Here is a 20,822-nt window from a genome sequence, read left to right on the forward strand (position 1 = left end):
GCTCAGCTTGTAATCAAGTGAGCACCAGGGGGCCAGAACCGCAGAAAGTCGGGTTGCCGAAGGTCTTGATGTGATGCCCGAAAGCGTGGGCCAGAGTCAACAGCAGGCGATTATGAGGCTCCCGCTTGTATTTGATGCATTGCCCCATACGGAAGCCTAAGCCATTCCCCACCAGTACGAAGGGGATGTTGTCCAGCGTATGGGAGTTCCCCTTACCCAATTCGTTAGTCCAGATCAGCAGCGTGTTGTCCAACAAACTACCGGAGCCACCGGGTTCGGGAGTTTCCGCCAAGCGTCGGGCCAGGTAGGCCAGTTGCTCGCAGAACCATTTGTTGATGGCCGTCAGTTCTTGCTGGGCCTTCTTGTTGCTATCCGGCTCGTGGGAGAGGGTATGATGCCCTTCCGTGATGCCGAGCCACTTCATGCGTGCCATCCCGACGGAGTTCGTGTATTGGATCGTGGCCACTCGAGCAAAGTCCGCTTGGAATGCCGCCACGAGCAGATCGATCTGTTGTTTGCTGATCTTTGGCATAAGATCGTTATCGCGCCGTAAGCCCGGCTCCAATTGGGGAACAGGGTGTTGCAATTCCTGTTTTGTGACCTGCAATTCCTTTTCCATCTCGCGGACGAAAGTCGCGTGCTCATCAAGCAGCCGGCGGTCTTCCGCAGGCAGTACGGATCGCAATTTGTTTAGATCTGTCTGCAGGTCGTCCAGCAGACTGCTGGCCAAGGCGTGATCCTTGGCGCGCCCGTAGAGCTTGTTAAACATCTGCTGGGGATCGTCGATCGGCGCAATGGGTTTGTTCGGACCGGCATAGACCCAACGAGTCCAAGTATCCGCCCGTTCAGGAACCATTACGCCGAATTCCAAGGAACCGAAACGAGTACGCGTGGCGGGATTTTTCTGGAGAAAGTTCTTGATCTCTTGGTCGATCGATATGCCTTTGGACCAGCCCGCCGGAGTGTCGGAACCGCCTTGGATGTTACCGGGGAATAATTCGATGCCCGTGAGGAGACAGCCGATGCCGCGCATGTGACCATCCCCGTCTCCCCGAATACGATCCGCTAAGCCGTGGAGAATGAGGGTGCGCTCTTTGAATGGTTCCAACGGTTTGAGACTCTCCTTCAGCTCTGTCAAGGGACCTTCTGCGTCTGGCCAGAAATTCCACGGAACCACTCCATTGGGGCTGAACATGAATACAATACGCTGCTTCCGCTGGGTCTGATTGGCGAAACCTAAAGCGGGCAGGTTCAGTATAAACGGCAGGGCCGCACTGCTTAGTCCCAAGTCTCGGAGGAATTCCCGTCGGCTCTGATGTAGTATCGCCATATCGCGCTCCTGTCGGAATGATTGGGTTTCAGGCGGGTACCGGTCCCAGTTGTCAAACCAACCGGTTTTACGAGGCGGGTTTTTCGGCAGGTGGTGATTCCAGTTTAGATTTAGGAGGTAATGCGCCTGTTACCGCTATCTCTACTACTAATTTACGCCATCGTCGTCCATTGTGCGAGAGGAAATCCCGTAATTGTTCCGGTTTGTCGACCCCATAAGCCCGGATTGATTGTTGGACCAGATAATGGAACAATTGTGTGGCGAAGGCTTGATCCATTTCCGGACTATTCGCCAGGAAGCGAGCCAAGTCCTGGGCATTCTGGAACCGGACAATCTGCCCGTTCCGAGTTTCATACTGACCGGAAGGGTCTACGGGTTGTCCATTGTCCTGAGGCCGGAATCGCCCGACGGCATCGAAATGCTCCAAGGGGAAGCCCAAAGGGTTCATCACAGCATGGCACTTGGCACATTCCGCTGGTCGGGTTTGCAGTTCGACACGCTGGCGGGTCGTGAGTTTAGGGTGCAATTCCGTCGGCAGGGGGGTAAAGGCATCCATGGGGGGGCGAATTGGCAATCCCAATAAGGCTCGCCCCACGAACACCCCGCGGTGGATAGGTGAACTTTCCTTGCTGTAGGACAACAGGGCGAGCAGGTAGGGATGCGTCAAAACACCCGCACGATGCTGCGGTTCAAAGGGGAATTTCTGGAATCCTTTAGCATCTGCTGGCCAGGGAACGCCGTAGAAATCGGCCAGACGACGATTGAAAAAGACCTCTGTGCTCAGGAAAAGCTCCTTGAGGTCTGCATCGGGGCGCTCCAGCCAATCTTCCAGGAACAATTCCAAGGATGTTCTCAGGTCCGCGGCCAGAGTTGCGTCGAAGCCGGGGAATTTCTGAGGATCTTTGCTCAATTCTTTGGGCGTATCGGCACGGAGCCAGGTCAGGAGAAAATCGCGCAACTTGGCCTTAGCCCGCGGATCGTTGAGCATACGTTCGGCTTGGCGCCGAATTTCCTCGGGGTTTCGGAGCTGTCCGGCCGCTGCTGCTGTCAGCAAAGCCTGGTCGGGTAAGGAATCCCACAAGATCAGGGCCAAGCGGGCAGCTATGGCATAATCTTCGGTCAACTCCCCTGCTTCGGGGAATAGGAAACGAGGAGATTGCAGGGTCAGCAGGACAACACGTTTGATAGCTAGCCGATCGTCTCCCGCAGCCGCCGCGAATTGCCTCTGCACATACAGCTCTTTCTCTTCAGGTTTGAGGGGGCGTCGGAATGCAGTTTGCACAAATCGTTCCGCAAAGCGTTGCATAGCTTGGGAGCGATTTCCTCCAGGGGGTCCGGCTAACTCATCGATTCGGTCCGCCACATAATTCGCCGTTTGGATCGCTGCTTCCAGGACAGCCGCCTCCCACTCCTTGGAGATGGCGGTTCCACGTTCCCACCCGAAACTGCGATCATCTGGGGGGAAGGGAACATCGATTACGGCCACTTCCGGGACCAGTTGGGGGCGAAGGAAGCGTGCCGATATGACCTCAGTGGTTCCCCTTTGAGGCCGACGCCATTGCAAGCTGATGAAGGCGGGACGAGGCTTGAGGAACAGATTTTTCTTGCTGTCATCCACCCCCTGTTTTGCCTTGGAGAACTCCAATCGCACTGAATAAAACCGCCCGGCCAATAGAAACACTCGCTCCCGGTATTCGGTCTCATTTCCTGACTTGACCCAAGCATCGATCAAGGGCTGGCGCAGGTTGTTCACCCACAAGCGAGCGGCATGATCCGTGCGCACAATGAATTCGTAATGACCCGTTTCCGGAGCTAGTACGGCTCCTTCCCAGCGGATCGTGAATTGATGGGGGTCAAATTTGGCGTTCTCCGTGTCGGGGCCGCGCGTTCCGAAATCGAAATCGATCGCAGCATCAACACGCTCCAACAGGCGAGATTTGGGGTTGAAATTGCGGCCGTTGTAGTATCGACCTTGTAGTCCTTGTTGCTGGTTGAGGCGTACGGGGGGGCGAAAGGTTCCGATCAGGTCCGCGATCGTTTGCCGGTGCTGACGTGCTGTCAGTCGAGCAAGTTCCCGCCGAGGCGGCTTCAAGCGGGCATACGCCGCTGGGGAGTAGAAGGCCTGATAGATGTACTCAGCGACCTGACGTGATCCTTGGGCATCCAATTTGTCCGGATCGTCTTCCGGCATTGCTCGATCGATATAGGCGGCTAAGCGCTCCAGGGACCAATCTCCCGTAAGGGGGTAGCTATACTTGGCGGTACCTTCCCCTTGGGGGCCGTGGCAGCGGGAACACATCTGCTTGTAAATTTTTGCTCCCGGAGCTTCTTCTGCGCCTGTAGCCGCTAGCCCGTTACCAAGGAGGGTCAACACCGCCAAGAGCCAGACTCCACGAGCTGGCGATACCACCCGATTCCACCTGCGCTGCTGCCATGGATCCCGGCAGAATAATGTATTCATATTGGCCTTTCACCTCGCGGTGTCCGTAGCGTTAGCGGGTTGAAACGTGTGCCAGTCAACAAACGGTTCCATGAAACTGGATAGCGTTGTCCACTGAGAAGCATCATGAGTTTGGCGGCAATAATTAGCATCTCTCCACAGGAGGCCGAAGTCAAGGGTAGTGGGTCATGTCCCTCGTTATCTGACGCCATTCTGGTCTCCCTTCCAATCGTCGATGTACCCATGTGGAGTCACAACTGGATTCATCATGTGGGTGAAGATTGAGAAGACAAGCGTTGGAGAGATAATGAGGACTTGCACCCTCTGGGATGCAAATTAGGCGGGATTCGGTTTCGCAGAGATCAAGGGAGGTCGTCTCGTGTGCCAGTCGGTGACCTTCTCATACATGCGGGCGATCCGGAGCAATTTCTCTTCCGAAAATGGCGGCCCGATGAGTTGCAAGCCGACGGGTAGCCCTTCGCGCGTAAAACCGCAGGGGATGCTCAACCCTGGCAACCCTGCCAGGTTACAGCCGACGGTGTAAACGTCGGACAGGTACATCGCCAAGGGATCGTTGACTTTCTCGCCGATGCGGAAAGCCGCCGTAGGAGAAGTCGGACCCATCAGAACGTCGCACTCTTGGAAGGCATGGTCATAGTCTTGCTTGATGAGCCGGCGGACTTTCAGGGCTTTGCGGTAGTAGGCATCCTTGTAACCGCTGCTGAGGACATAGGTGCCGATCATGATGCGCCGCTGAACCTCCTTGCCGAAACCTTCGCCACGCGATTTGGCGTAAGTGCCGATCAGGTCGGACTTCTGCGACGTGCGGTGGCCATAGTGCATGCCATCATAACGAGCCAAGTTACTGGAGGCTTCGGCAGGCGCTACGATGTAATAGGCAGCCAGAGCATAGGGGCTGTGCGGCAGGGAGACATCGATCAGGGTCGCCCCCAATTTCTCATACTCGCGCAACGCTTGGCGAACCAGCGACTCAACCTCTGGGTCAAGCCCTTTGTCAAAAAACTCCCTCGGAATGCCGATACGGAGCGGGCGAACTGGGTTTTCCAGCTCAGCTCGGTAGTCGGGCACCGGAAGGGGGGCGCTGGTACTATCCCGTGCATCATGCCCGGCGATGACCTGAAGGAGAAGGGCGCAATCGGTTACGTCATGCGCGAAAGGTCCAATCTGGTCCAAAGAGCTAGCATATGCGATCAATCCATAGCGGGAGACACGTCCGTAGGTGGGCTTAAGCCCGACGATTCCACACAAAGCGGCCGGCTGGCGGATCGAGCCTCCTGTGTCGGTTCCCAAAGCCAGAGGGGTTTGACATCCTGCCACGGCGGCGGCACTTCCCCCGGAGGAGCCACCGGGAATCCGTGTGCTATCCCAGGGATTGCGGGTCTGTTGAAAGGCACTGTTTTCTGTGGACGAACCCATTGCGAATTCGTCCATGTTGGTTTTCCCAAACAGGATGGCATCAGCAGCTTTCAGCCGCTCAATAACGTGGGCGTCGTACGGAGGGATAAAATTGGCAAGGATTTTACTGGCGCAGGTGGTGCGCACCCCCTTGGTGCAAAGTACGTCTTTGATAGCGACGGGCACGCCTGCCAATGCCCCTAAAGGTTGACCTGCACGGCGTTTAGCGTCAACGGCTGCCGCCTGACGCAACACATCCTCCGAGTCCATCCACAGGAAAGAGCGAAGGGTAGGTTCCCTCTGCTGGACAGCCGAGAGGAAGGCTTCGGCTATGGTCTGAGCCGTTAACTCTCCCTTCTGCTGCAAATGCAGCAGTTCTACCGCTGTCATTTCCGGAATGGATCGGGCCATGGTAGAGAGTAACGTCATATTGGGTTCGATTCTGGCTCAGAGGGATCCCTGGATGTTCTGAATGTTCATCACGAACCACGGCGTTTCACCGGGATTAGGTTGCTGGCGGGAGCAGATCTCCACCATCAATGACTGATCGGACCTTCATCGGGGCCAAATATAGCTGGAACGGCGAAGTAGTCTCCCAAGCGTTGAGGAGCGTTTTGTAATGCCTCGTCCACGCTGAGAGAGGGACGCTCCTGATCGGGCCGGAAAACGTTGGATAGCGGCAGAGGGTGGGCCAGCTCTTCGATCTGGCTTGTATCCAATTGTTGCAATTGAGCCACATAATCGAGGATGGCGGAGAGTTGAGCTTGGAATAATTCAATTTCCTCCTCCGCGAGTTCCAAGCGTGCTAATCGAGCAACCTTGCGTACTTCCTCTTGGGTCAGCGACATGTTGGCATCCTCACGCCTGGATTTGGCAGAGTGCGCTCCAGAACCGCCGGATGGAACTCAACTTTTCTGCTCTAAGGTAGATTGTCTCCCAGCAGAAGCTCCAGTCCCGCAAGAGAACGACGTTTGCTGGAACTACGGATTCGATCAGACCACGATTTTTTCAAAAGGCTTAACTTTGACGGGTTTGACGACCAGTCCACTCCGAATAGCAGCAGCAGACACCCAAACACGCTTCACTTGGCCATCCACAATGCAGCGGACTTTTTGCAGATTGGGCCGGAACTTACGCCGGGCGATTCCTGTGATTTTCTTACCGACGCCGCCCAAATATTTGGCTTTACCTCGATATGTTTTCTTATTTCCGTAGACCGCCTTACGGCCTGTGAATACGCATTGCTTAGCCATAACTGGAACCTCCTGAGGATGACTTTCCAATTGTTATTATTGAGATTGCCGTCTGTCTGATCTACATCCGATTGCATTCAAGCCAGGCTACAATACCTTTGTCCGGTAGGTAGACTCGTCCTGTTTGCTCCTGTCCAGCTTCCACCTTCTGGAAACGTCATCCTAGGAACTCCCCAGGGAATGTGACAAGATGGAAGGGTTCCAGACTGACTGTCACGGATCGAAGGGGCGATGGCAGTTTGCAGCGGCAGCGGGGAAGCTCTTTCTTCCCGAAATATGATACAGAAGCCAGCAATCCCGAATCAGGCAGAAGCCAGCTATGTTGCTTCCACTATGGCCCTCCTGAAAGGGAGGGAGGGAGAAGGCCGGTGTGTCTGGGGGTTGTGTCCGGTGAGGTGTGACCCATTCGTAGCAGTCGTAGCATGCATGCTCCTGGGGTGTACAATGCATGAGGATCATTGCGACAGGTGCAGGGAACACTTCATCCCAGAACTTTGCAACGTGGGTCTGAAAAATTGCAGGAGGGAATATCCCGTGCCTATTCAGATGGAGCTTCGCCGGATCATTATCAATGAATTGGGAGAGCAGCAGATCATCGTCCTCAAAGAGGTCGATGGCGAGCGCGGTTTTCCCATCGTCATTGGCACCTACGAAGCCGCTAGTATCGATCGACGGGTTCGCGGCATCAGTACGCCACGCCCTATGACGCACGATCTGGTAGCATCTGTGATTGAACAGATGGGCGGGGAGATACAGGATATTCTGATTAGCGACCTGATCGAAGGTACTTACTATGCGCGATTGCGAATTCGCAGGGAAGGCGAGCTGATCGAAGTGGATTGCCGGCCTAGCGATGCGATTGCCGTGGCCGTGACAGTGGGGGTGCCCATTTACGTCAATGAATCCGTTCTAGGGGAGGCGATGGAAGGGGAGTAGCGAGGCGGTTTATGGTCTGTCGTGGTTCTTTCTAATCCCCATGTTTTTGCCGCAACCGGGGGGATAAACGGAGTATCCACTGGACACGTTCAAACTCATTGAGCCAATCCTGGACGACTTGGCCTAATGCAGGGTCGTCCGTAGGAGCCAAACCAGTGGGGCATCCTACGCCGCGGAGTTCGCCGGCCAATTGCCGGTATCGACTCAAGGTCCGATCACCATAGCGAGCCACCTCGTAACCGTCTTCGGAGAAGAACACCACCACCGGGACGCGCCGTCCGCCGTTGATCAATAGAGCTTCCTGGACATCAGGATGGGCATCCCGGTCCAAATAGCGGGTCACAATCACCGGAGCGACTTCTGCGAAGCGCTCAAAAATCGGACATTGATTGACGCAATCGCCACACCAGGCACCTGCAAGGACCAATACATTCATCTGTCGGCGGAAAGAGCGTAACAGTTGTTGTTGCTCGTCCGTGAGTTGGATCAACTCCGCCATACGTTGCCACTTTTGCCGGTCAGTGTCCGTGCCGTAGTGTTGCAAATACTCCTGGAGTGGCAGGGCCAAGGAGAACTTATCAAACAGATTCATCGTGTGTCATACCTCGGAGGGGCTATCACCTAATTCCATTCGCGCACTCTATGCCAGGTTTATATTTACTGGGGTCGGTTCTGGCCCGAACGTCTAGACCCTGGGGGTTTTTGCTGTTCTGCATATGCTATTTGCTCTAGGCCTGCCTTGGTTATCTGGGTTCCTCGATTCTGAGCGTTGAACCCAGAGATTCTAGTCAAACCTAAGGTTTGCCATTCCCTTTGCCTTGGGGAGGATTTCATAAAATGGGAATGCCTGCGGAAGCGGAAGGATTGGTTTGATGCAGACACGTGAGAGAGATACCTGGGAGAGATATTTATGGTGGAAGTAGCCGCTCCGGCACGTCCCGCCCAAGGGGAGCACCTGCCGGCATTACCTCCGCCGCCCGCAAGTTATCGGGTCCCGTTGGCGATCGGCACCGTGCAGGTGGCATCGCGATTTCATCTGGCGCCGTTGGCGGGTTATACCAATTGGCCATTTCGCCTGTCGGTTCGTGAGATCGGAGGGGTCGGTCTGTGCACGTCGGATTTGATCAATGCGCGGGCGATTCTGGAGGGTGTGCCGAAGACGCTCAGCTTGCTAGCGAATGATCCACGGGAACGCCCCCTGTTTGTGCAGATATTTGGAAGTAAAGCCGAGGAACTGGCAGCCGCAGCTTGCTGGCTCATGGAGCGGGGACTGGCCGACGGCGTGGATATCAACATGGGATGCCCGGTGCGGAAGGTTGTGAAAACTGGCGGGGGGTCCGCCCTCTTGTGCGATACCAGCGGAGCGACGATCGAAATGGTGCGCCGCGTAGTGCAAGCGGTGGCTCCTGCTCCGGTTACCGTGAAGATGCGCTTGGGGTGGGATGACCAGCAATGGACCGCACCGTACTTCGCAAGAGCATTTGAAGAGGTTGGGGTTGCTGCGGTGACCATTCACGGCCGGACCCGCGCCCAGGGATTCTCCGGCTCGGTTCGGCTCGAAGGTATCCGGCAAGTGGTGGAGGCGGTCCGGAGAATTCCGGTTTTTGGCAATGGCGATGTCCGCACCATTGCCGATGCTGCCCGGATGATAGCGGAGAGTGGGTGCCACGGTATCGCCATAGGGCGTGGAGCATTGGCTGATCCCTGGATCTTCCGCCATTTGGACTACTGGATCCGAACAGGGCGAGCCGCACCTCGACCTACGTATCAGGAACGACTCGATTTCATGCGCTTACATCTGCGGCGGCTGGTGGAATGGAAGGGGGATGAAAAGTACGGCTGTATCCAGTTCCGCAAGGTTGCTACTTGGTATTGCAAAGCTCTCCGATTGCCTAAGAAGGTGCAACAGCGTCTGGTGATGCTATCGAATCTTCAGGAATTTGAAGAGGTGATTGCTCCCTTCGCGGAGAAGGGACCCCCTCCGGGCTGGACAGAACAGGAAACACAAGCCACAGCTATTCCGGTACCTTCGGGGCCAGTAAGTTATTGGTAATCAGCAGAAGACGGCACATCTATGAAGCAATGTAGTTTGGGATGCGGATGGGGTGCGGAACTCACGATGTCGATTGAAACGGAGGCAGGAGGTAGGCTCGCCCCCCAACGTCGATTGGAACGCAAGCCGGCATAGGCTCGGACTCCAGGACTGGAGAGGAGGAAGGGAATGACACCATTGCAGTCATTGGTGGCGTGTGGAACCAAGCTGTGGCTAGATTCTGTGGACCCAGACGAAATCGCCTTCAATCGTTCCCAAGGTGCCACAGGTGCCACGTCGAACCCGATTATCATCGCGGATTTGATCAGCAGCGGCCGTTTCGATGATCGATTGCGGGCTTTGTTGCGCGAGGAAAGAGACGATACCGCCGTCGCATGGCGCATGACGGACTACCTGGTGCGGCAGGCTCAGGCCGTCTTCGAGCCTGTGTGGCGTAAAACGGAAGGGGATGACGGCTGGGTTTCCTTCGAGGTGGATCCGCTCATCGAGGACCCTGCGGCGGCCTTGAGCGTAGAGGAAAAGAAACGCCGCTACATTGAGGAGGGGTTACGGTGGTCAGCCGGACAGACCAACCGGCTGATCAAGGTGCCAGCAACAGAAGGGGGCTTGGCAGCATTGGAGGAACTTGTAGCCGCTGGCGTATCCGTGAATGTCACCTTACTGTTCACCGATCGTCAATACACTTTGGCCCGCGAAGCTTGTTGGCGCGGATTGCAACGTTGCCCGCAAGCTGTGCGCGTCAAGACCGTTTATAGTATCTTTGTGAGCCGGATCGATGTTTACACCGAGAAGTATTGTCCCCAACTCTCACCAGCGGCTCAAGGGCAGGTCGGTATCGTCAATGCCAAGTTATTGTGGCGAAAAAACAAGGCATTCTGGGCGGATAAGGGATTGAAGTTACATCACGAGATTGTCTTTGCCAGCACCGGGGTGAAAAAGCCGGGTGATCCGCCCTGGAAGTACGTGGAAGCCTTCGCCGGGGATGACATTCAAACCAATCCGCCGGCCACCAACCGAGCCGTGCATCAGAGCGGACTTCTCTTCACACGCAAGATCGATGAACTGCCGCCGCAGGAGATTTTGGATGAGATCGCGGCTCGCGTGGACCCAACACATCTGGAGAATGTCCTCATGTCGGAAGGGATCGCTAAGTTTGCCGATCCCCATAAGGCCCTCCTTCAGTTGATCGCTCATAAACGTGAGAAACTGACATGACGACCACTCCTGAGGCTGCATGGGGACCCGACCCAGAATAAGCCAGGTTGGAACTCTGTGGCCTTGGCCTTCTAAGAGGGGATGGTACGCGTTCCCTGGTGGAAGCGAGATAGGCGGAATAGGTCGATGTTGTACGGTGTGCTTCCGGTAGTGACCAAATCTGCGAGGATTTCACCAATCACGGGAGCAAACTTGAAGCCATGACCGGAGAAGCCAGCAGCGATGGCTAGGCTGGTGTGTGCGGTCTGCTCCAGGTCTACGACAAAATGACGGTCCGGCGTGAGGGTATAAAGACACACTTGCATCTGAGTGATTTTGCCTAACCCGGGGAGAAATTCGTCCACAAAGCAGCGCACGGGGGTGGCATCGTCATCTGAGGTTTGCCAGGATATGGCATCCGGATCGGCATATTCTGGGGCACCGTAGTGCTGCGCCACTTTGACTCCAAGCGGGTCAATCGCTGGCAAGCCGTAGAAGTCGCCATAGGCTGTTTCGGCGATGAAGATAGGAAAGCGATCACGCCGGAAGTCACAGCGGCGTTTTTCCACATCAAACCAGAGCATGACCTGCCGCATGACGGTCAGAGGTATCTGGAGGCGTCGCAGGAGGCGAGTCGCCCAGGCGCCGGCAGTGATCACAAGGCGCTTCGCGCGATAAGCAGCGGCGGCAGTCGTGACCAGGTAAGTGTCACGATCCAGTTGCCAGTCTTGGACGGGTTCGTTGAGGTGGATATTGGCTTCGGCCTTGAGCGCCGCCTCAATTTGAGCCGCCACGCAATCCTCAACGGCCAGGAAGCCGGCCTGGTCTTCCAGTAGTCCCTGGTAATGTTCGGGTACGCGCAAGGGGGGAAATTGCTGGCGGATTTCCGTAGCCGACAAAAGTCGGGCGGGCAGTTGATGTTGTTGCACCGTCACTCGAAGGGCGGGGATCAGGGTACCGTCCGTTGGTCCGAGGTTGAGGCACTGGCATGGCGTCAGTAGGCGGCGGCCGGTGATTTGCTCAAGATCGTACCACAGAAGGAAGGCTCGGCGGACGAGGGGAACGTAGGCGGGGTGCTCGTAGTAGGCGGTGCGGATGACGCGTGTGCGGCCATGAGAGCTGCCTCGGTTATGGGGAGGAGCAAACTGATCTAGTCCCAGGACTCGCCAGCCGCGCTGGGCCAATTGCCAGCAGGCGGCTCCTCCCATAGCGCCCACCCCAATGACGATTACGTCGTAATTCTGCGTTGAACTCATGGTTGCTCTCGCTGCAAGGCGCGGATCAGGTATTCGATTTGCTGCCGAGCTTCCTGGAAAGTGGCAGCTTTCCGAATAGCTTCCTGCCAGGGCTGATAGCCGGAGCGTTGCATGGCTAGCCGAAGCCAGTCTCGTGCCACCTGAGGCTGGAGGGGATATTTTCGGAGCAAGTCTTCCGTTTGTTGTTCCAGGAGTCGAGCCACGGCGGGAAGTTGACGAGGATCCGCCCGCAAGGTGTCTCGCACCGCGGCTGCCGCTTGCTCGTGCTCCCCCAACTCTAGAAGGACGCGGATGCGAAGTCGGTGGGCTTCAGCGATTTCCGGACGAATGGCCAGAAGCCGCTGCAAGTCTCCACGGGCCAGGCGCCAATCCCGGCGCTCCACCGCGCGCTGGCTGCGTTGCAGGAGCAGATCGCTGTCGAACGGTCCCTGTTCGATGGCCGTATGCCATTCTGCTTCCAGGGCCTCGCCCTCAAGTAATTGCAATCGCCATTTCCGGGCGGGCAAGCAGGTCGGGTCCCAGCGGATAGCCAGGGCAAGGTCCTCCAGAGCCGCCTGTTTCTGGCCGTTGCGCATCTTTTCTTCTGCTCGAATGAGCAGACCTCGTGCGACCGCTTGCATGATATGACTAAGCCGTTGCGCGACCCGGAAACATAAGGCTTCCCCACTATCGGGGCCGCGGCCATCCACTCCTAGCACATTGAGGAAGTGGCGAACTTCCTCCGCCCGCAAGATGTAAGCCGCCTGAGCAGGACCCTCTCGTTCCAACCACACACCGACTAACTCAGCCCGATCGTTGACCACTGGTCCGCCGGGGCAGGCCGCATGAGAAGGGAGTTGCCCAATGAGCAGTCGCACAGGGGGTTGACTCTCGGCGAGGGATGACAAACCTCGTTGTCGAACGATTCCTTGAGCGTAGACCCATGCGAATTCCACTCCTGCCGGGTGATTCATGGCGTGTATTGCTTCTCCCACACGAGGGGGTTGGGAAGCTAGAGTCAAAGGTTGCATGTGGGCAAAAGGAGCCGACAATCGCAACACCGTGATTTGCCGCACGGGGTCGGAGGCCACGATAGTCGCCCAGCGCCACAGATTGCGATGATGTAAGTCCAAATTGTCTTGATAACTATGCCGCTGCTGTTGGCATCTGCCATTCACGAAGAGAGGAGCGGCTACTCCCACTGCTTCTCCAACCCGTGTTCCCACAGCCGCAACAGTAACAACGTGACGAGTATCTACGAGGAATCCTGCGAATGGTCGATTCGCCGAGGCTGGTCGAACCCAAACAGTGGCCTGAATAAGCCGATCGATGGGGTGCTGGAAAGCGGCCCTTGGAAACGAGTGGGCTGGACGGACATCGCCACGCAAAAAGCGTTCAATATCCTCCGCGGAGACGACGAGAGCAGCAGGAGCGGCGACCCGGCGCACGGCCACACCTAAACCCGCCAACTCTCCCCGTACGTCGAACACAGGACCGCCACTGTCTCCTTCCTCGATAGGCAATTGAACAAGCAGCAGATGAGCGGCGGTAGCCACCTTCCGGCCCCCCGCAAAGTAACCCTCCTGGACGTAACCATAGGCTCGAACTCTGCCGGCACTTCTATTCCATAAGGTGGGCAGGTCAGCGCGATGACCAATCAGAGTCAGTAGTTCGCCAAGAGCGGGAGTGCGGTTGACCCATCGCGCGGCAGTTGAGGACGCTGGCAAGTCTTCCAATTCGATCAGGGCGACGTCCAACTCCTCAGACACCCGAAGCACGCGACCGGCGACCCAATGCCGGCTCTGCCGTAGGGATTCACGCCGGCGTAGATAAGCGAGTCGATCCGCTTGTTCGCTGAGAGTTGGATCATCGGGAAAAACAACCTCGACTTGCTTTTGTTCCCCCACCACGTGGCGTGCTGTGATCAGCCATCGTCGCTTTCCGTCAATGAGTACGCCAGCTCCACTCGTATGGCCCGCTCGTATCCATGCACAAGCGGACAGAGGAAGGTCCGAAACCCTCGATGGTGCTGAACCAGGATTTGGATACGGGAATGAAGGGGAGAAACACGTCAAAGTTCCTCCCGCTACGCTCAGTAGGATGACTATCCACACTATTCCCACGATCGTTCGGTACATCGAAACAGCCTCTTGACCATACCCGTTCCATCTTCTCCCAAGTCACATGCATGCTCGTTTTTTCTTTATCCTTCACTTCTGGGGGGATGGCGGATGCAAAACTCCGGTAATTTCCAGTTGAGGATTGTTTTTCCCGTGGTATAGTAACTTCACCCCACCCCAGTGTACGGAGGAAGAGTCATCCCAGGAATGCGGGTTATGCTTTTCCTCCTCCCGCCGTATTAGCGCCTCACTGTGAAGGAGCTTGAATCATGCTAACGATCCTCGGACCCAAATCTCGTTACTGTGATGGAGTGAGCCGCCGGAACTTTTTGCAGATCGGCACTCTGGCGTTAGGCGGGTTGACACTGGCGGATTTGTATCGCGCGGAGGCCGTCAGTGGTCGGCGATCGCACAAAGCTGTGATTATGATTTATCTCACGGGAGGATTGGCACACCAGGATACTTTCGATCTAAAGCCTCAGGCTCCGCCGGAAGTGCGCGGTGAATTCCGTCCCATTGCCACCAAAGTTCCGGGGATTCAAATCTGTGAGCATCTACCGCTACTGGCCCGCTGTATGGACAAGTTCATCATCGTCCGCTCCCTGGTGGGTCAGAGGGATGAACATAGTAGCTGGCAAAGCTACACGGGGACGACAATGGATGTGGCACGACGGGAGCATCGGCCGCATTTCGGCAGCGTCGTGGTTCGCTTACAAGGAGCGACTGACCCCGTGATCCCGCCTTTCGTCGATTTGTCTCCGACGATGCAGCATAAGCCGTACAACTCCCCCGGTCCAGCTTTGCTGGGACGCGCAGCGGCAGCGGTCAAGGTGGACGGTGAGGAAGTCCGCCTTATGAAGGACCTCACCATGACAGTGGAACAACTCCAGGATCGCCGTGCGTTGCTAGCCCGCATTGATGCTTTCCGCACAGCCCAAGAGCGGACAGGGGGATTGCCCGTTGATACTTATCACGAGCGGGCGTTCGATGTGCTGACATCGCCGAAATTGGTGCAAGCCCTTGATGTCAGCCGGGAACCCCTGCATGTACGGGAACGCTATGGCAAAGGATCGCCCCGCCATCTAGGAGACGGCGGACCCATGTGGAACGAGCAATTGCTCATGGCCCGGCGGTTGGTGGAAGCCGGATGCCGAGTGGTTACCGTGGCCTATGGTTTCTGGGACACACATGGTGGCAACTTCCGCTATCTCAAGCAGCATCTGCCCTTATTCGACCGCGGTATTTCCGCCCTGATCGAAGACATATATGCCCGTGGATTGGACCGGGATGTGACGATCTGCGTTTCGACCGAGTTTGGCCGAACGCCCAAGATCAACAAGGATGCCGGCCGCGACCATTGGGCCAGAGTGAACTGCGCATTGCTGGCGGGGGGTGGTATGCGCACGGGTCAAGTGATTGGCAGCACCGACAGTGCCGCTGCTGAAGCGAAAGACGATCCGATTCCCTACCCCAACATTCTTGCCACCATTTATCGGAACTTGGGCATTGATCCGCACGGCATGGTCTATGATGTCAGCAACCGGCCTACCCCGATTTTGCCGAGTGTTTATGCACCAATCGAGAAGGTGTATTGAGCAATTCCCGCTCCAAAACGGACTGCGTCCCAGGAGGCAGGTACGACTCGGCGACAATTTCTTGGGGCTGGCCGCTTAGAAAGCGCTAGGATCGTAGTGAACCGGGACATCGATCATATTTGCCCTGGGAAAGTGCCTTCCGCCCAAACCCAGGTCAGGGAGACTTGGGTTGAACCTGCGGGGGCATAAGTTTTCACCGGAAAGAGTGTTGGGGAGTAGGGAAAGCCCCACTACGGACATCATGGCAGAAAGTTTCGATCGCGGCTTTGATCGTGTTACCCAAGTCGGCATAGCGTTTGACGAATTTGGGTTGAAAATCAGGGTACAATCCCAGCAAATCGTGGAAGACGAGGACCTGGCCATCGCATTGGGATCCTGCTCCGATGCCAATCGTTGGGACAGGAATAGCGGCTGTGATTTCAGCAGCGAGAGCGGCGGGGATACTTTCCAGAACGACGGCAAAGACGCCTGCCTCAACGATGGCTTGAGCATCCGCTAAGAGTGCGTCCCGATCACGCTGGACGCGAAAGCCCCCCAACTGATGGACGGACTGCGGTGTCAGCCCCACATGACCCATCACAGGAATACCGGCTTGCACACAGGCGCGGATCATAGGTGCTGTGCGGACGCCGCCTTCCAGCTTCACAGCCTGAGCACCGCTGGACTTGAGGAGTTTGCCGGCACTTCGCACGGCTTGGGCTGGGCTGATCTGATAGCTGAGAAAGGGAAGATCAGCGATGACCAATGCTTGACGAACCCCCCGCATCACACAGCGAGTATGATAAATCATCTGCCCGAGAGTAACGGGTAGCGCCGTGGAGTGGCCTTGCACCACCATGCCCAATGAGTCGCCCACTAAAATGGCGTCTACCCCTGCCGCATCGCACCAGTAGGCGGAGGTATAATCATAAGCCGTGACGACTACTAGTTTACGCCCTTGTCCTTTGGCTGCGCGGAAGTCCGGAACGGTGACTGGACGAGAGGTAAGAGGGGAACTCATAGCAGTCCGGGCCTCGAAAATGGAAATAACTTGTTGTCATTGTACCGATTCATGGGAGAAGCGAGGCAGAGTGGGAGCATGTGATAGAATACCATAGGAACAAAATGACCAATCACCGCAGCGAGCCACCGTTATGGCTTCCTCTCTTGTTACCCGATCAGAGACTCGGATAGAGGCAGACGAAGGCCGATCTCATGATCCTGCGGCGCGGCGTGCTATCGTCCTGTACGATGGCCAATGTCCCCTTTGCCGGGCGACGGTCCGGTTGTTGCAGCGTCTCGACTGGTTACGACAGCTACACTTTCAGGATTGCCGCCGGGTAGATGAATGGCCGCCTGCCCCTGTGCCTCTCTCCCTCGATCGCCTCCTCGAAGAGATGCATGTGATTACTCCGGATCGACGGCGTGTTTATGCGGGATACCGTGCCTTTCGTTGGATCGCCTGGCGACTGCCCTTGCTCATACCTTGGGCGCCGTGGCTATACCTTCCCGGTGTCCCCTGGGTAGGTCAGCGCCTGTATCGATGGGTGGCTCGACATCGTTACCAACTCGTTCCTTGCCATAACGGGATGTGCCAAGTGGTTCCCCCTCAATCATCACCTCCATCCTGAGTGGATGTTTGCTATTCACGACCTGTGGAGAGTAAGCTGGTTATAGGTTGGTATAGGGGTTTGGTTAGGCTACCCTGCAAATAGGAAGGGAAAAGTCTCCAATGGAGTCAGTTGATCTTTGAGAAGGCGGACACATGGCAGAGCTGGAGTTGCTGGGGAGCCAGAAACATGTCAGAGCCGGAGGATACAAGGGGAGGGCAAGCGGGGGATCAAGGCAAATTTGCGTGGCGGGCCTTTTTTCAGCAGACGACACGACCGTTGTTCGTGCTCGGCTCCTCGCGGCGCATCCGTTTTGTGAATGCAGCATGGGAAGAGCTGACGGGCCAGAAGGCAGAAGCAGTCCGCGGTTTGGTATGTAGCCGCCGGCGACATAGTACAGCTCTGGCCGCAGCTTTGGCCCCGACTCCTGAAGCTTTAGCAGGTCGGCCAGACCGTGTCCGCCGTCCGGCTCCCCACGCTCGACCGGGCACGCAATGGTGGGACATTCATTTTCTGCCCCTCCCTTCTGCCCAGGGCCTCTACGGCTGGCTGGGGTCCATTGAGGTCATCGGGGAAAAAGCAACGGGAGCAACCCGCAAACTTCCGGCTTTCCTGGCTGAGATCCGAGCGCGGCACGCTGACGCCTTCCGTTGGGAGGGACTGGAGGGAGACGAAACACGCCTCCAGCTTTGGGTGTCGCAATTGCGGCATGCCGCGGCAGTCGAGGCTCCGTTGTGGCTGGTGGGACCGGCGGGGAGCGGAAAGGAAACCACCGCTCGGATCGTCCATTCCTACAGCCCTCGGCGTTTGGCTGCATTTGTGGCTCTAGACTGTGCGGGCTTGCAACCTTACTTGGTGGAAGCTCTCCTGTTCGCTCCTGGAAATGTCCTAGAGGGAGGACACGCTGGGACGATTTACCTGAAATCCCCTCAGTTATTGCCCCGCGATTTACAGCAACAGATTGCTGAACTGGCCCAGAATCTCGCGGGGTCTGTCCGTTGGATGGTCGGCACTGACCGTCCTGCCCTGGAGCTTACAACCGCAGGACTAATTCTGCCGGAACTGGCAACCACCCTAGCTATACTCGAAATCCATATTCCCCCACTCTCGGTTCGCTGGCCTTGCTTGAGCCATTGGCTGCAAAGCTGGTGTGCACGCTCTCATGTGAGTGAGGAAGTGGTGGAACTGTTGCAGGCGTGGCCTTGGCAGCGCGGATTGCGGGAATTACGTCAGGTCCTTGAGCAAGCGCATCTCCGCGCGCAAGACCAACCTCTTCAACGAGAGCATCTTCCTTTAGCTTTGCGCTTGCATGCTGAACATGCTCCCGTTGTCCAGCAGCCGATTCCCTTGCCCTCCTTGGATACGATCCTGCAAGCTGTTGAGAGACAGTTGATTGAATTGGCATTGCGCCAATGCCGCTACAATCAGACCGCGGCTGCGGAACGCTTGGGCATTCCCCGCAATCGCCTCCTGCGGCGGATCGAAGCCCTAGGCTTATCAGTGCCGCCTGAGACTCCGAAGTCATAGTTATTGTTATTTCGGGGCGGCAGGATACTCCCTTGTACGATGTGGAATCCCAGATGATGCGGACAGGGTAACAGCCGAACGAATACGGGCCTTCGAGGGGAGGCTTGGCTATCATGCGTCTGCCTCGGATCATGGTGTGGGAATCAGATGGCTGGATGGCCCGGCAACTGCGCGAACTGGCCGCAGAGAACCGCTGGTTGCTTCGTTCCGTTCGTTCTGCCCGACGGTTACGCCAGGTATTGAATGCCGGCGGAGTTTGCGGTGTGTGCTTGCTCCAATTCGAGCCATGGTCGGAACGACGTGAACCGATCGAACTATTGGCCGAGATGCACCTTCGTTGGCCGGATGTGGCGGTGGTCGCTGTGTCGGATGTCAAGCTTCCGGAAGCTGAACGCGCCGCCTGGACAGCCGCCTTGTTCGATTTGGGAGCACGCTATGTCCTCTTTCCACCGCTGACAAAGCCAGTCTTGGAGGATGTGGTCAGTGGACTGATGCTGGCTACCCTACGGCGCGTGATCGGAGAGGAGGAAGCGTCCCAAATAACCCGACCGGCCCGTTCCGAACTAGTAGCTCAAGATCGTTCAGCAATTGTACCGTCGCCGAAGAAAAACGAAATCATCGATCTGGCCCAGGAAGAGGATGAGGTATGACTCCTCACCTGATCCCGGCGTGGGAGTTGCCTGTGTTGGATCTCCGGCGGTGTAACGCGTGTGGCTTGTGCGTGATAGTCTGCCCCACTCAATGCCTGCGCGGCAGTCGCCTAGGACCGTGGTTGATCCGACCGCTGGATTGTCTCGCCTGCGCAGCCTGCGTTGTAGTGTGTCCGAAGAATGCTCTGCAAATGGTTAATCTCTCTGATGTCGAGGAACCTTTACCTTAGAGATGAGACCAGCGGAAACCACTTTTTTCCATCCTTGGCCGACTGGCAGAACCGGCGAGTTTTTTCTATCCTGCACCATTGCCATCTGAGGGAACAGCGGCTAGTTCCATCCTTGCCTTGCATTGCTGGAGTGGTTCTGCCCCCCGTATACCTTCTCTATCCCTAGATTTACGAGGTTATGCCATGCGTACACACCGTGGGTTCACCGGCCTGATTCTGGCTGGATTGGTGCTGGGTTGGGCTGTTATCTTCGGCTCCACCACCTTGACAGCGCAGGGTTCCCCCAGCTTCACCCCTCAGGACAAAAAACAAGAGGGCAAGACAGGCGATAAGAAAACGGAAGTAAAGAAGGTCAAATCGAAAATCATCGTCAAGGTGCCCGATGAGGATGCTGAACTGAAGATCGAAGGAAAATTGACCAAACCGACAGGATTGGTCCGCGAGTTTGTAACGCCAGAAATTGAGGAAGGCAAAGCGTATATCTACGAGTTTACAGTCATCTGGCGGCCCAATAACTACACAGAGCTGACCCGCACGAAGGTGGTCAATTTTAAGGGTGGGGACCTCATTCAGGTGGATTTGAGCAAGCCGGATCCCAACAATCCGGATAAAGCCAAAGTGCGTTGGGTTCCTACACCCGATGACATTGTGGCAGAGATGGTCAAACTCGCGGGGGTTAAGAAGGGAGACGTTGTGTATGAGCCAGGGCCAGGGGATGGGCGCGTTCTCATCGCCTGTGTCAAGAGCGGTGCCGATAAGGCCGTTGGCATTGAATTGGATCCGAAAAAGGCCGAGGAAGCGCGAGCCAATGCCAAAAAGGCAGGTGTAGAAGACAAAGTGGAAATCCGTGTCGGCGATGCCCTGCAAGTCAAAGACTACGGCAATGCCACGGTCATCATGTTGTATATGGGCGATGAGTTCAATAATCTGTTACGCCCCCTCTTGGAAAAACAACTCAAGCCGGGCACGCGGATTGTTTCCCACCGCTTTACGATGGGAGATTGGAAACCGGATAAGACCATCACTGTCATGGGACAGGATGGCGATGAGTATGTCCTTCACCTATGGATCGTCAAGAAACCGCAAGAAACGCCTCCTCCCGAAAACAAAAAATAGTAGCCAGGCGTATAAAAAGCCCCATCTCCCCCACAAGGGCGGGTTGGTGAAAGTTTTGCTGGGATCTGGCAATAACTCTCCCTGGACGACACTGCTCCAAATCTGAGAGCTGGTATAATAGGTGGCAGGGGGGAGCGA

The 20,822-nt window shown here is 56.3% G+C and carries 18 protein-coding genes; 9 read left to right on the plus strand and 9 right to left on the minus strand.

Translation table 11 applies throughout. The features are described from left to right. Window positions 1-13: 13 nt before the first annotated feature. The 5 genes from H0921_RS09965 to rpmB form a co-directional block, all read right to left on the minus strand. Window positions 14-1,330 (minus strand): DUF1552 domain-containing protein, encoded by a 1,317-nt coding sequence (locus H0921_RS09965; protein ID WP_194537924.1) that lies wholly within the window; start codon window positions 1,328-1,330, stop codon window positions 14-16. 67 nt (window positions 1,331-1,397) lie between these two features. Next, complete coding sequence (locus H0921_RS09970; RefSeq protein ID WP_194537925.1) at window positions 1,398-3,791, minus strand: DUF1592 domain-containing protein; 2,394 nt, start codon at window positions 3,789-3,791, stop codon at window positions 1,398-1,400. A gap of 315 nt (window positions 3,792-4,106) precedes the next feature. Then, on the minus strand, window positions 4,107-5,597 hold the full coding sequence (gatA, locus tag H0921_RS09975) for an Asp-tRNA(Asn)/Glu-tRNA(Gln) amidotransferase subunit GatA (RefSeq protein WP_228499354.1): 1,491 nt from the start codon (window positions 5,595-5,597) through the stop codon (window positions 4,107-4,109). Window positions 5,598-5,722: 125 nt separating this feature from the next. After that, window positions 5,723-6,034: an Asp-tRNA(Asn)/Glu-tRNA(Gln) amidotransferase subunit GatC gene (gene gatC / locus H0921_RS09980; RefSeq protein ID WP_194537926.1), complete on the minus strand. Its 312-nt coding sequence runs from the start codon at window positions 6,032-6,034 to the stop codon at window positions 5,723-5,725. A 144-nt stretch (window positions 6,035-6,178) separates the two neighbouring features. Continuing rightward, window positions 6,179-6,439 carry a 50S ribosomal protein L28 gene (gene rpmB, locus H0921_RS09985; protein ID WP_194537927.1) on the minus strand — a complete coding sequence of 87 codons (261 nt, stop codon included), beginning with the start codon at window positions 6,437-6,439 and terminating at the stop codon, window positions 6,179-6,181. A 546-nt stretch (window positions 6,440-6,985) separates the two neighbouring features. On the opposite strand from rpmB, the gene H0921_RS09990 reads away from it, so the two are divergent. Next, window positions 6,986-7,375, plus strand: coding sequence for a bifunctional nuclease family protein (locus tag H0921_RS09990; protein ID WP_194538046.1), 390 nt, complete (start codon window positions 6,986-6,988; stop codon window positions 7,373-7,375). A 31-nt stretch (window positions 7,376-7,406) separates the two neighbouring features. On the opposite strand, the gene H0921_RS09995 is transcribed toward H0921_RS09990, so the two are convergent. Then, window positions 7,407-7,967 carry a thioredoxin family protein gene (locus H0921_RS09995; protein ID WP_194537928.1) on the minus strand — a complete coding sequence of 187 codons (561 nt, stop codon included), beginning with the start codon at window positions 7,965-7,967 and terminating at the stop codon, window positions 7,407-7,409. Between the two features lie 318 nt (window positions 7,968-8,285). On the opposite strand from H0921_RS09995, the gene dusB reads away from it, so the two are divergent. Continuing rightward, window positions 8,286-9,428, plus strand: coding sequence for a tRNA dihydrouridine synthase DusB (dusB, locus tag H0921_RS10000; RefSeq protein ID WP_228499356.1), 1,143 nt, complete (start codon window positions 8,286-8,288; stop codon window positions 9,426-9,428). Between the two features lie 168 nt (window positions 9,429-9,596). Beyond that, on the plus strand, window positions 9,597-10,643 hold the full coding sequence (locus H0921_RS10005; RefSeq protein WP_194537929.1) for a transaldolase family protein: 1,047 nt from the start codon (window positions 9,597-9,599) through the stop codon (window positions 10,641-10,643). A gap of 71 nt (window positions 10,644-10,714) precedes the next feature. Here the strand turns inward: H0921_RS10005 and solA are convergent, their stop codons facing one another. Together solA and H0921_RS10015 are read right to left on the minus strand one after the other, a co-directional pair. Further along, window positions 10,715-11,878 (minus strand): N-methyl-L-tryptophan oxidase, encoded by a 1,164-nt coding sequence (gene solA, locus H0921_RS10010; protein WP_194537930.1) that lies wholly within the window; start codon window positions 11,876-11,878, stop codon window positions 10,715-10,717. Then, entirely contained in the window at window positions 11,875-13,995 is a 2,121-nt protein-coding gene (locus H0921_RS10015; RefSeq protein WP_194537931.1) for a S1 family peptidase, read from the minus strand. Before H0921_RS10015 ends, solA begins: the two co-directional genes overlap by 4 nt. A 251-nt stretch (window positions 13,996-14,246) precedes the next feature. Here H0921_RS10015 and H0921_RS10020 point away from each other — a divergent pair, with 251 nt between their 5' ends. Continuing rightward, a complete protein-coding gene (locus H0921_RS10020; protein ID WP_194537932.1) occupies window positions 14,247-15,572 on the plus strand; it encodes a DUF1501 domain-containing protein in 1,326 nt (441 codons plus the stop codon). A 193-nt stretch (window positions 15,573-15,765) separates the two neighbouring features. Here the strand turns inward: H0921_RS10020 and panB are convergent, their stop codons facing one another. Further along, window positions 15,766-16,572, minus strand: a complete 807-nt coding sequence (panB, locus tag H0921_RS10025; protein ID WP_194537933.1) for a 3-methyl-2-oxobutanoate hydroxymethyltransferase — start codon at window positions 16,570-16,572, stop codon at window positions 15,766-15,768. Between the two features lie 133 nt (window positions 16,573-16,705). On the opposite strand from panB, the gene H0921_RS18530 reads away from it, so the two are divergent. The 5 genes from H0921_RS18530 to H0921_RS10050 all read left to right on the plus strand — a co-directional run bounded on the left by H0921_RS18530 (window position 16,706) and on the right by H0921_RS10050 (window position 20,684). Beyond that, on the plus strand, window positions 16,706-17,182 hold the full coding sequence (locus H0921_RS18530; protein WP_194537934.1) for a thiol-disulfide oxidoreductase DCC family protein: 477 nt from the start codon (window positions 16,706-16,708) through the stop codon (window positions 17,180-17,182). Between the two features lie 168 nt (window positions 17,183-17,350). Further along, window positions 17,351-18,688 (plus strand): sigma 54-interacting transcriptional regulator, encoded by a 1,338-nt coding sequence (locus H0921_RS10035; RefSeq protein WP_194537935.1) that lies wholly within the window; start codon window positions 17,351-17,353, stop codon window positions 18,686-18,688. A gap of 113 nt (window positions 18,689-18,801) precedes the next feature. Continuing rightward, window positions 18,802-19,338 (plus strand): hypothetical protein, encoded by a 537-nt coding sequence (locus tag H0921_RS10040; RefSeq protein ID WP_194537936.1) that lies wholly within the window; start codon window positions 18,802-18,804, stop codon window positions 19,336-19,338. Further along, on the plus strand, window positions 19,335-19,568 hold the full coding sequence (locus H0921_RS18535; RefSeq protein ID WP_194537937.1) for an ATP-binding protein: 234 nt from the start codon (window positions 19,335-19,337) through the stop codon (window positions 19,566-19,568). The genes H0921_RS10040 and H0921_RS18535 overlap by 4 nt, the downstream gene beginning before the upstream one ends. Before the next feature lie 183 nt (window positions 19,569-19,751). Then, window positions 19,752-20,684 (plus strand): TIGR03000 domain-containing protein, encoded by a 933-nt coding sequence (locus H0921_RS10050; protein WP_194537938.1) that lies wholly within the window; start codon window positions 19,752-19,754, stop codon window positions 20,682-20,684. The last annotated feature ends 138 nt before the right edge of the window (window positions 20,685-20,822 follow it).

Source organism: Thermogemmata fonticola (assembly GCF_013694095.1).
Classification (GTDB): Bacteria; Planctomycetota; Planctomycetia; order Gemmatales; family Gemmataceae; genus Thermogemmata; species Thermogemmata fonticola.

Bases quoted from the DNA above. Each gene is read 5' to 3' on its own strand.
- H0921_RS09965 (WP_194537924.1), bottom strand. From the start codon at position 1,330: ATGGCGATACTACATCAGAGCCGACGGGAATTCCTCCGAGACTTGGGA.
- H0921_RS09970 (WP_194537925.1), bottom strand. From the start codon at position 3,791: ATGAATACATTATTCTGCCGGGATCCATGGCAGCAGCGCAGGTGGAAT.
- gatA (WP_228499354.1), bottom strand. From the start codon at position 5,597: ATGGCCCGATCCATTCCGGAAATGACAGCGGTAGAACTGCTGCATTTG.
- gatC (WP_194537926.1), bottom strand. From the start codon at position 6,034: ATGTCGCTGACCCAAGAGGAAGTACGCAAGGTTGCTCGATTAGCACGC.
- rpmB (WP_194537927.1), bottom strand. From the start codon at position 6,439: ATGGCTAAGCAATGCGTATTCACAGGCCGTAAGGCGGTCTACGGAAAT.
- H0921_RS09990 (WP_194538046.1), top strand. From the start codon at position 6,986: ATGGAGCTTCGCCGGATCATTATCAATGAATTGGGAGAGCAGCAGATC.
- H0921_RS09995 (WP_194537928.1), bottom strand. From the start codon at position 7,967: ATGAATCTGTTTGATAAGTTCTCCTTGGCCCTGCCACTCCAGGAGTAT.
- dusB (WP_228499356.1), top strand. From the start codon at position 8,286: ATGGTGGAAGTAGCCGCTCCGGCACGTCCCGCCCAAGGGGAGCACCTG.
- H0921_RS10005 (WP_194537929.1), top strand. From the start codon at position 9,597: ATGACACCATTGCAGTCATTGGTGGCGTGTGGAACCAAGCTGTGGCTA.
- solA (WP_194537930.1), bottom strand. From the start codon at position 11,878: ATGAGTTCAACGCAGAATTACGACGTAATCGTCATTGGGGTGGGCGCT.
- H0921_RS10015 (WP_194537931.1), bottom strand. From the start codon at position 13,995: ATGTACCGAACGATCGTGGGAATAGTGTGGATAGTCATCCTACTGAGC.
- H0921_RS10020 (WP_194537932.1), top strand. From the start codon at position 14,247: ATGCTAACGATCCTCGGACCCAAATCTCGTTACTGTGATGGAGTGAGC.
- panB (WP_194537933.1), bottom strand. From the start codon at position 16,572: ATGAGTTCCCCTCTTACCTCTCGTCCAGTCACCGTTCCGGACTTCCGC.
- H0921_RS18530 (WP_194537934.1), top strand. From the start codon at position 16,706: ATGGCTTCCTCTCTTGTTACCCGATCAGAGACTCGGATAGAGGCAGAC.
- H0921_RS10035 (WP_194537935.1), top strand. From the start codon at position 17,351: ATGTCAGAGCCGGAGGATACAAGGGGAGGGCAAGCGGGGGATCAAGGC.
- H0921_RS10040 (WP_194537936.1), top strand. From the start codon at position 18,802: ATGCGTCTGCCTCGGATCATGGTGTGGGAATCAGATGGCTGGATGGCC.
- H0921_RS18535 (WP_194537937.1), top strand. From the start codon at position 19,335: ATGACTCCTCACCTGATCCCGGCGTGGGAGTTGCCTGTGTTGGATCTC.
- H0921_RS10050 (WP_194537938.1), top strand. From the start codon at position 19,752: ATGCGTACACACCGTGGGTTCACCGGCCTGATTCTGGCTGGATTGGTG.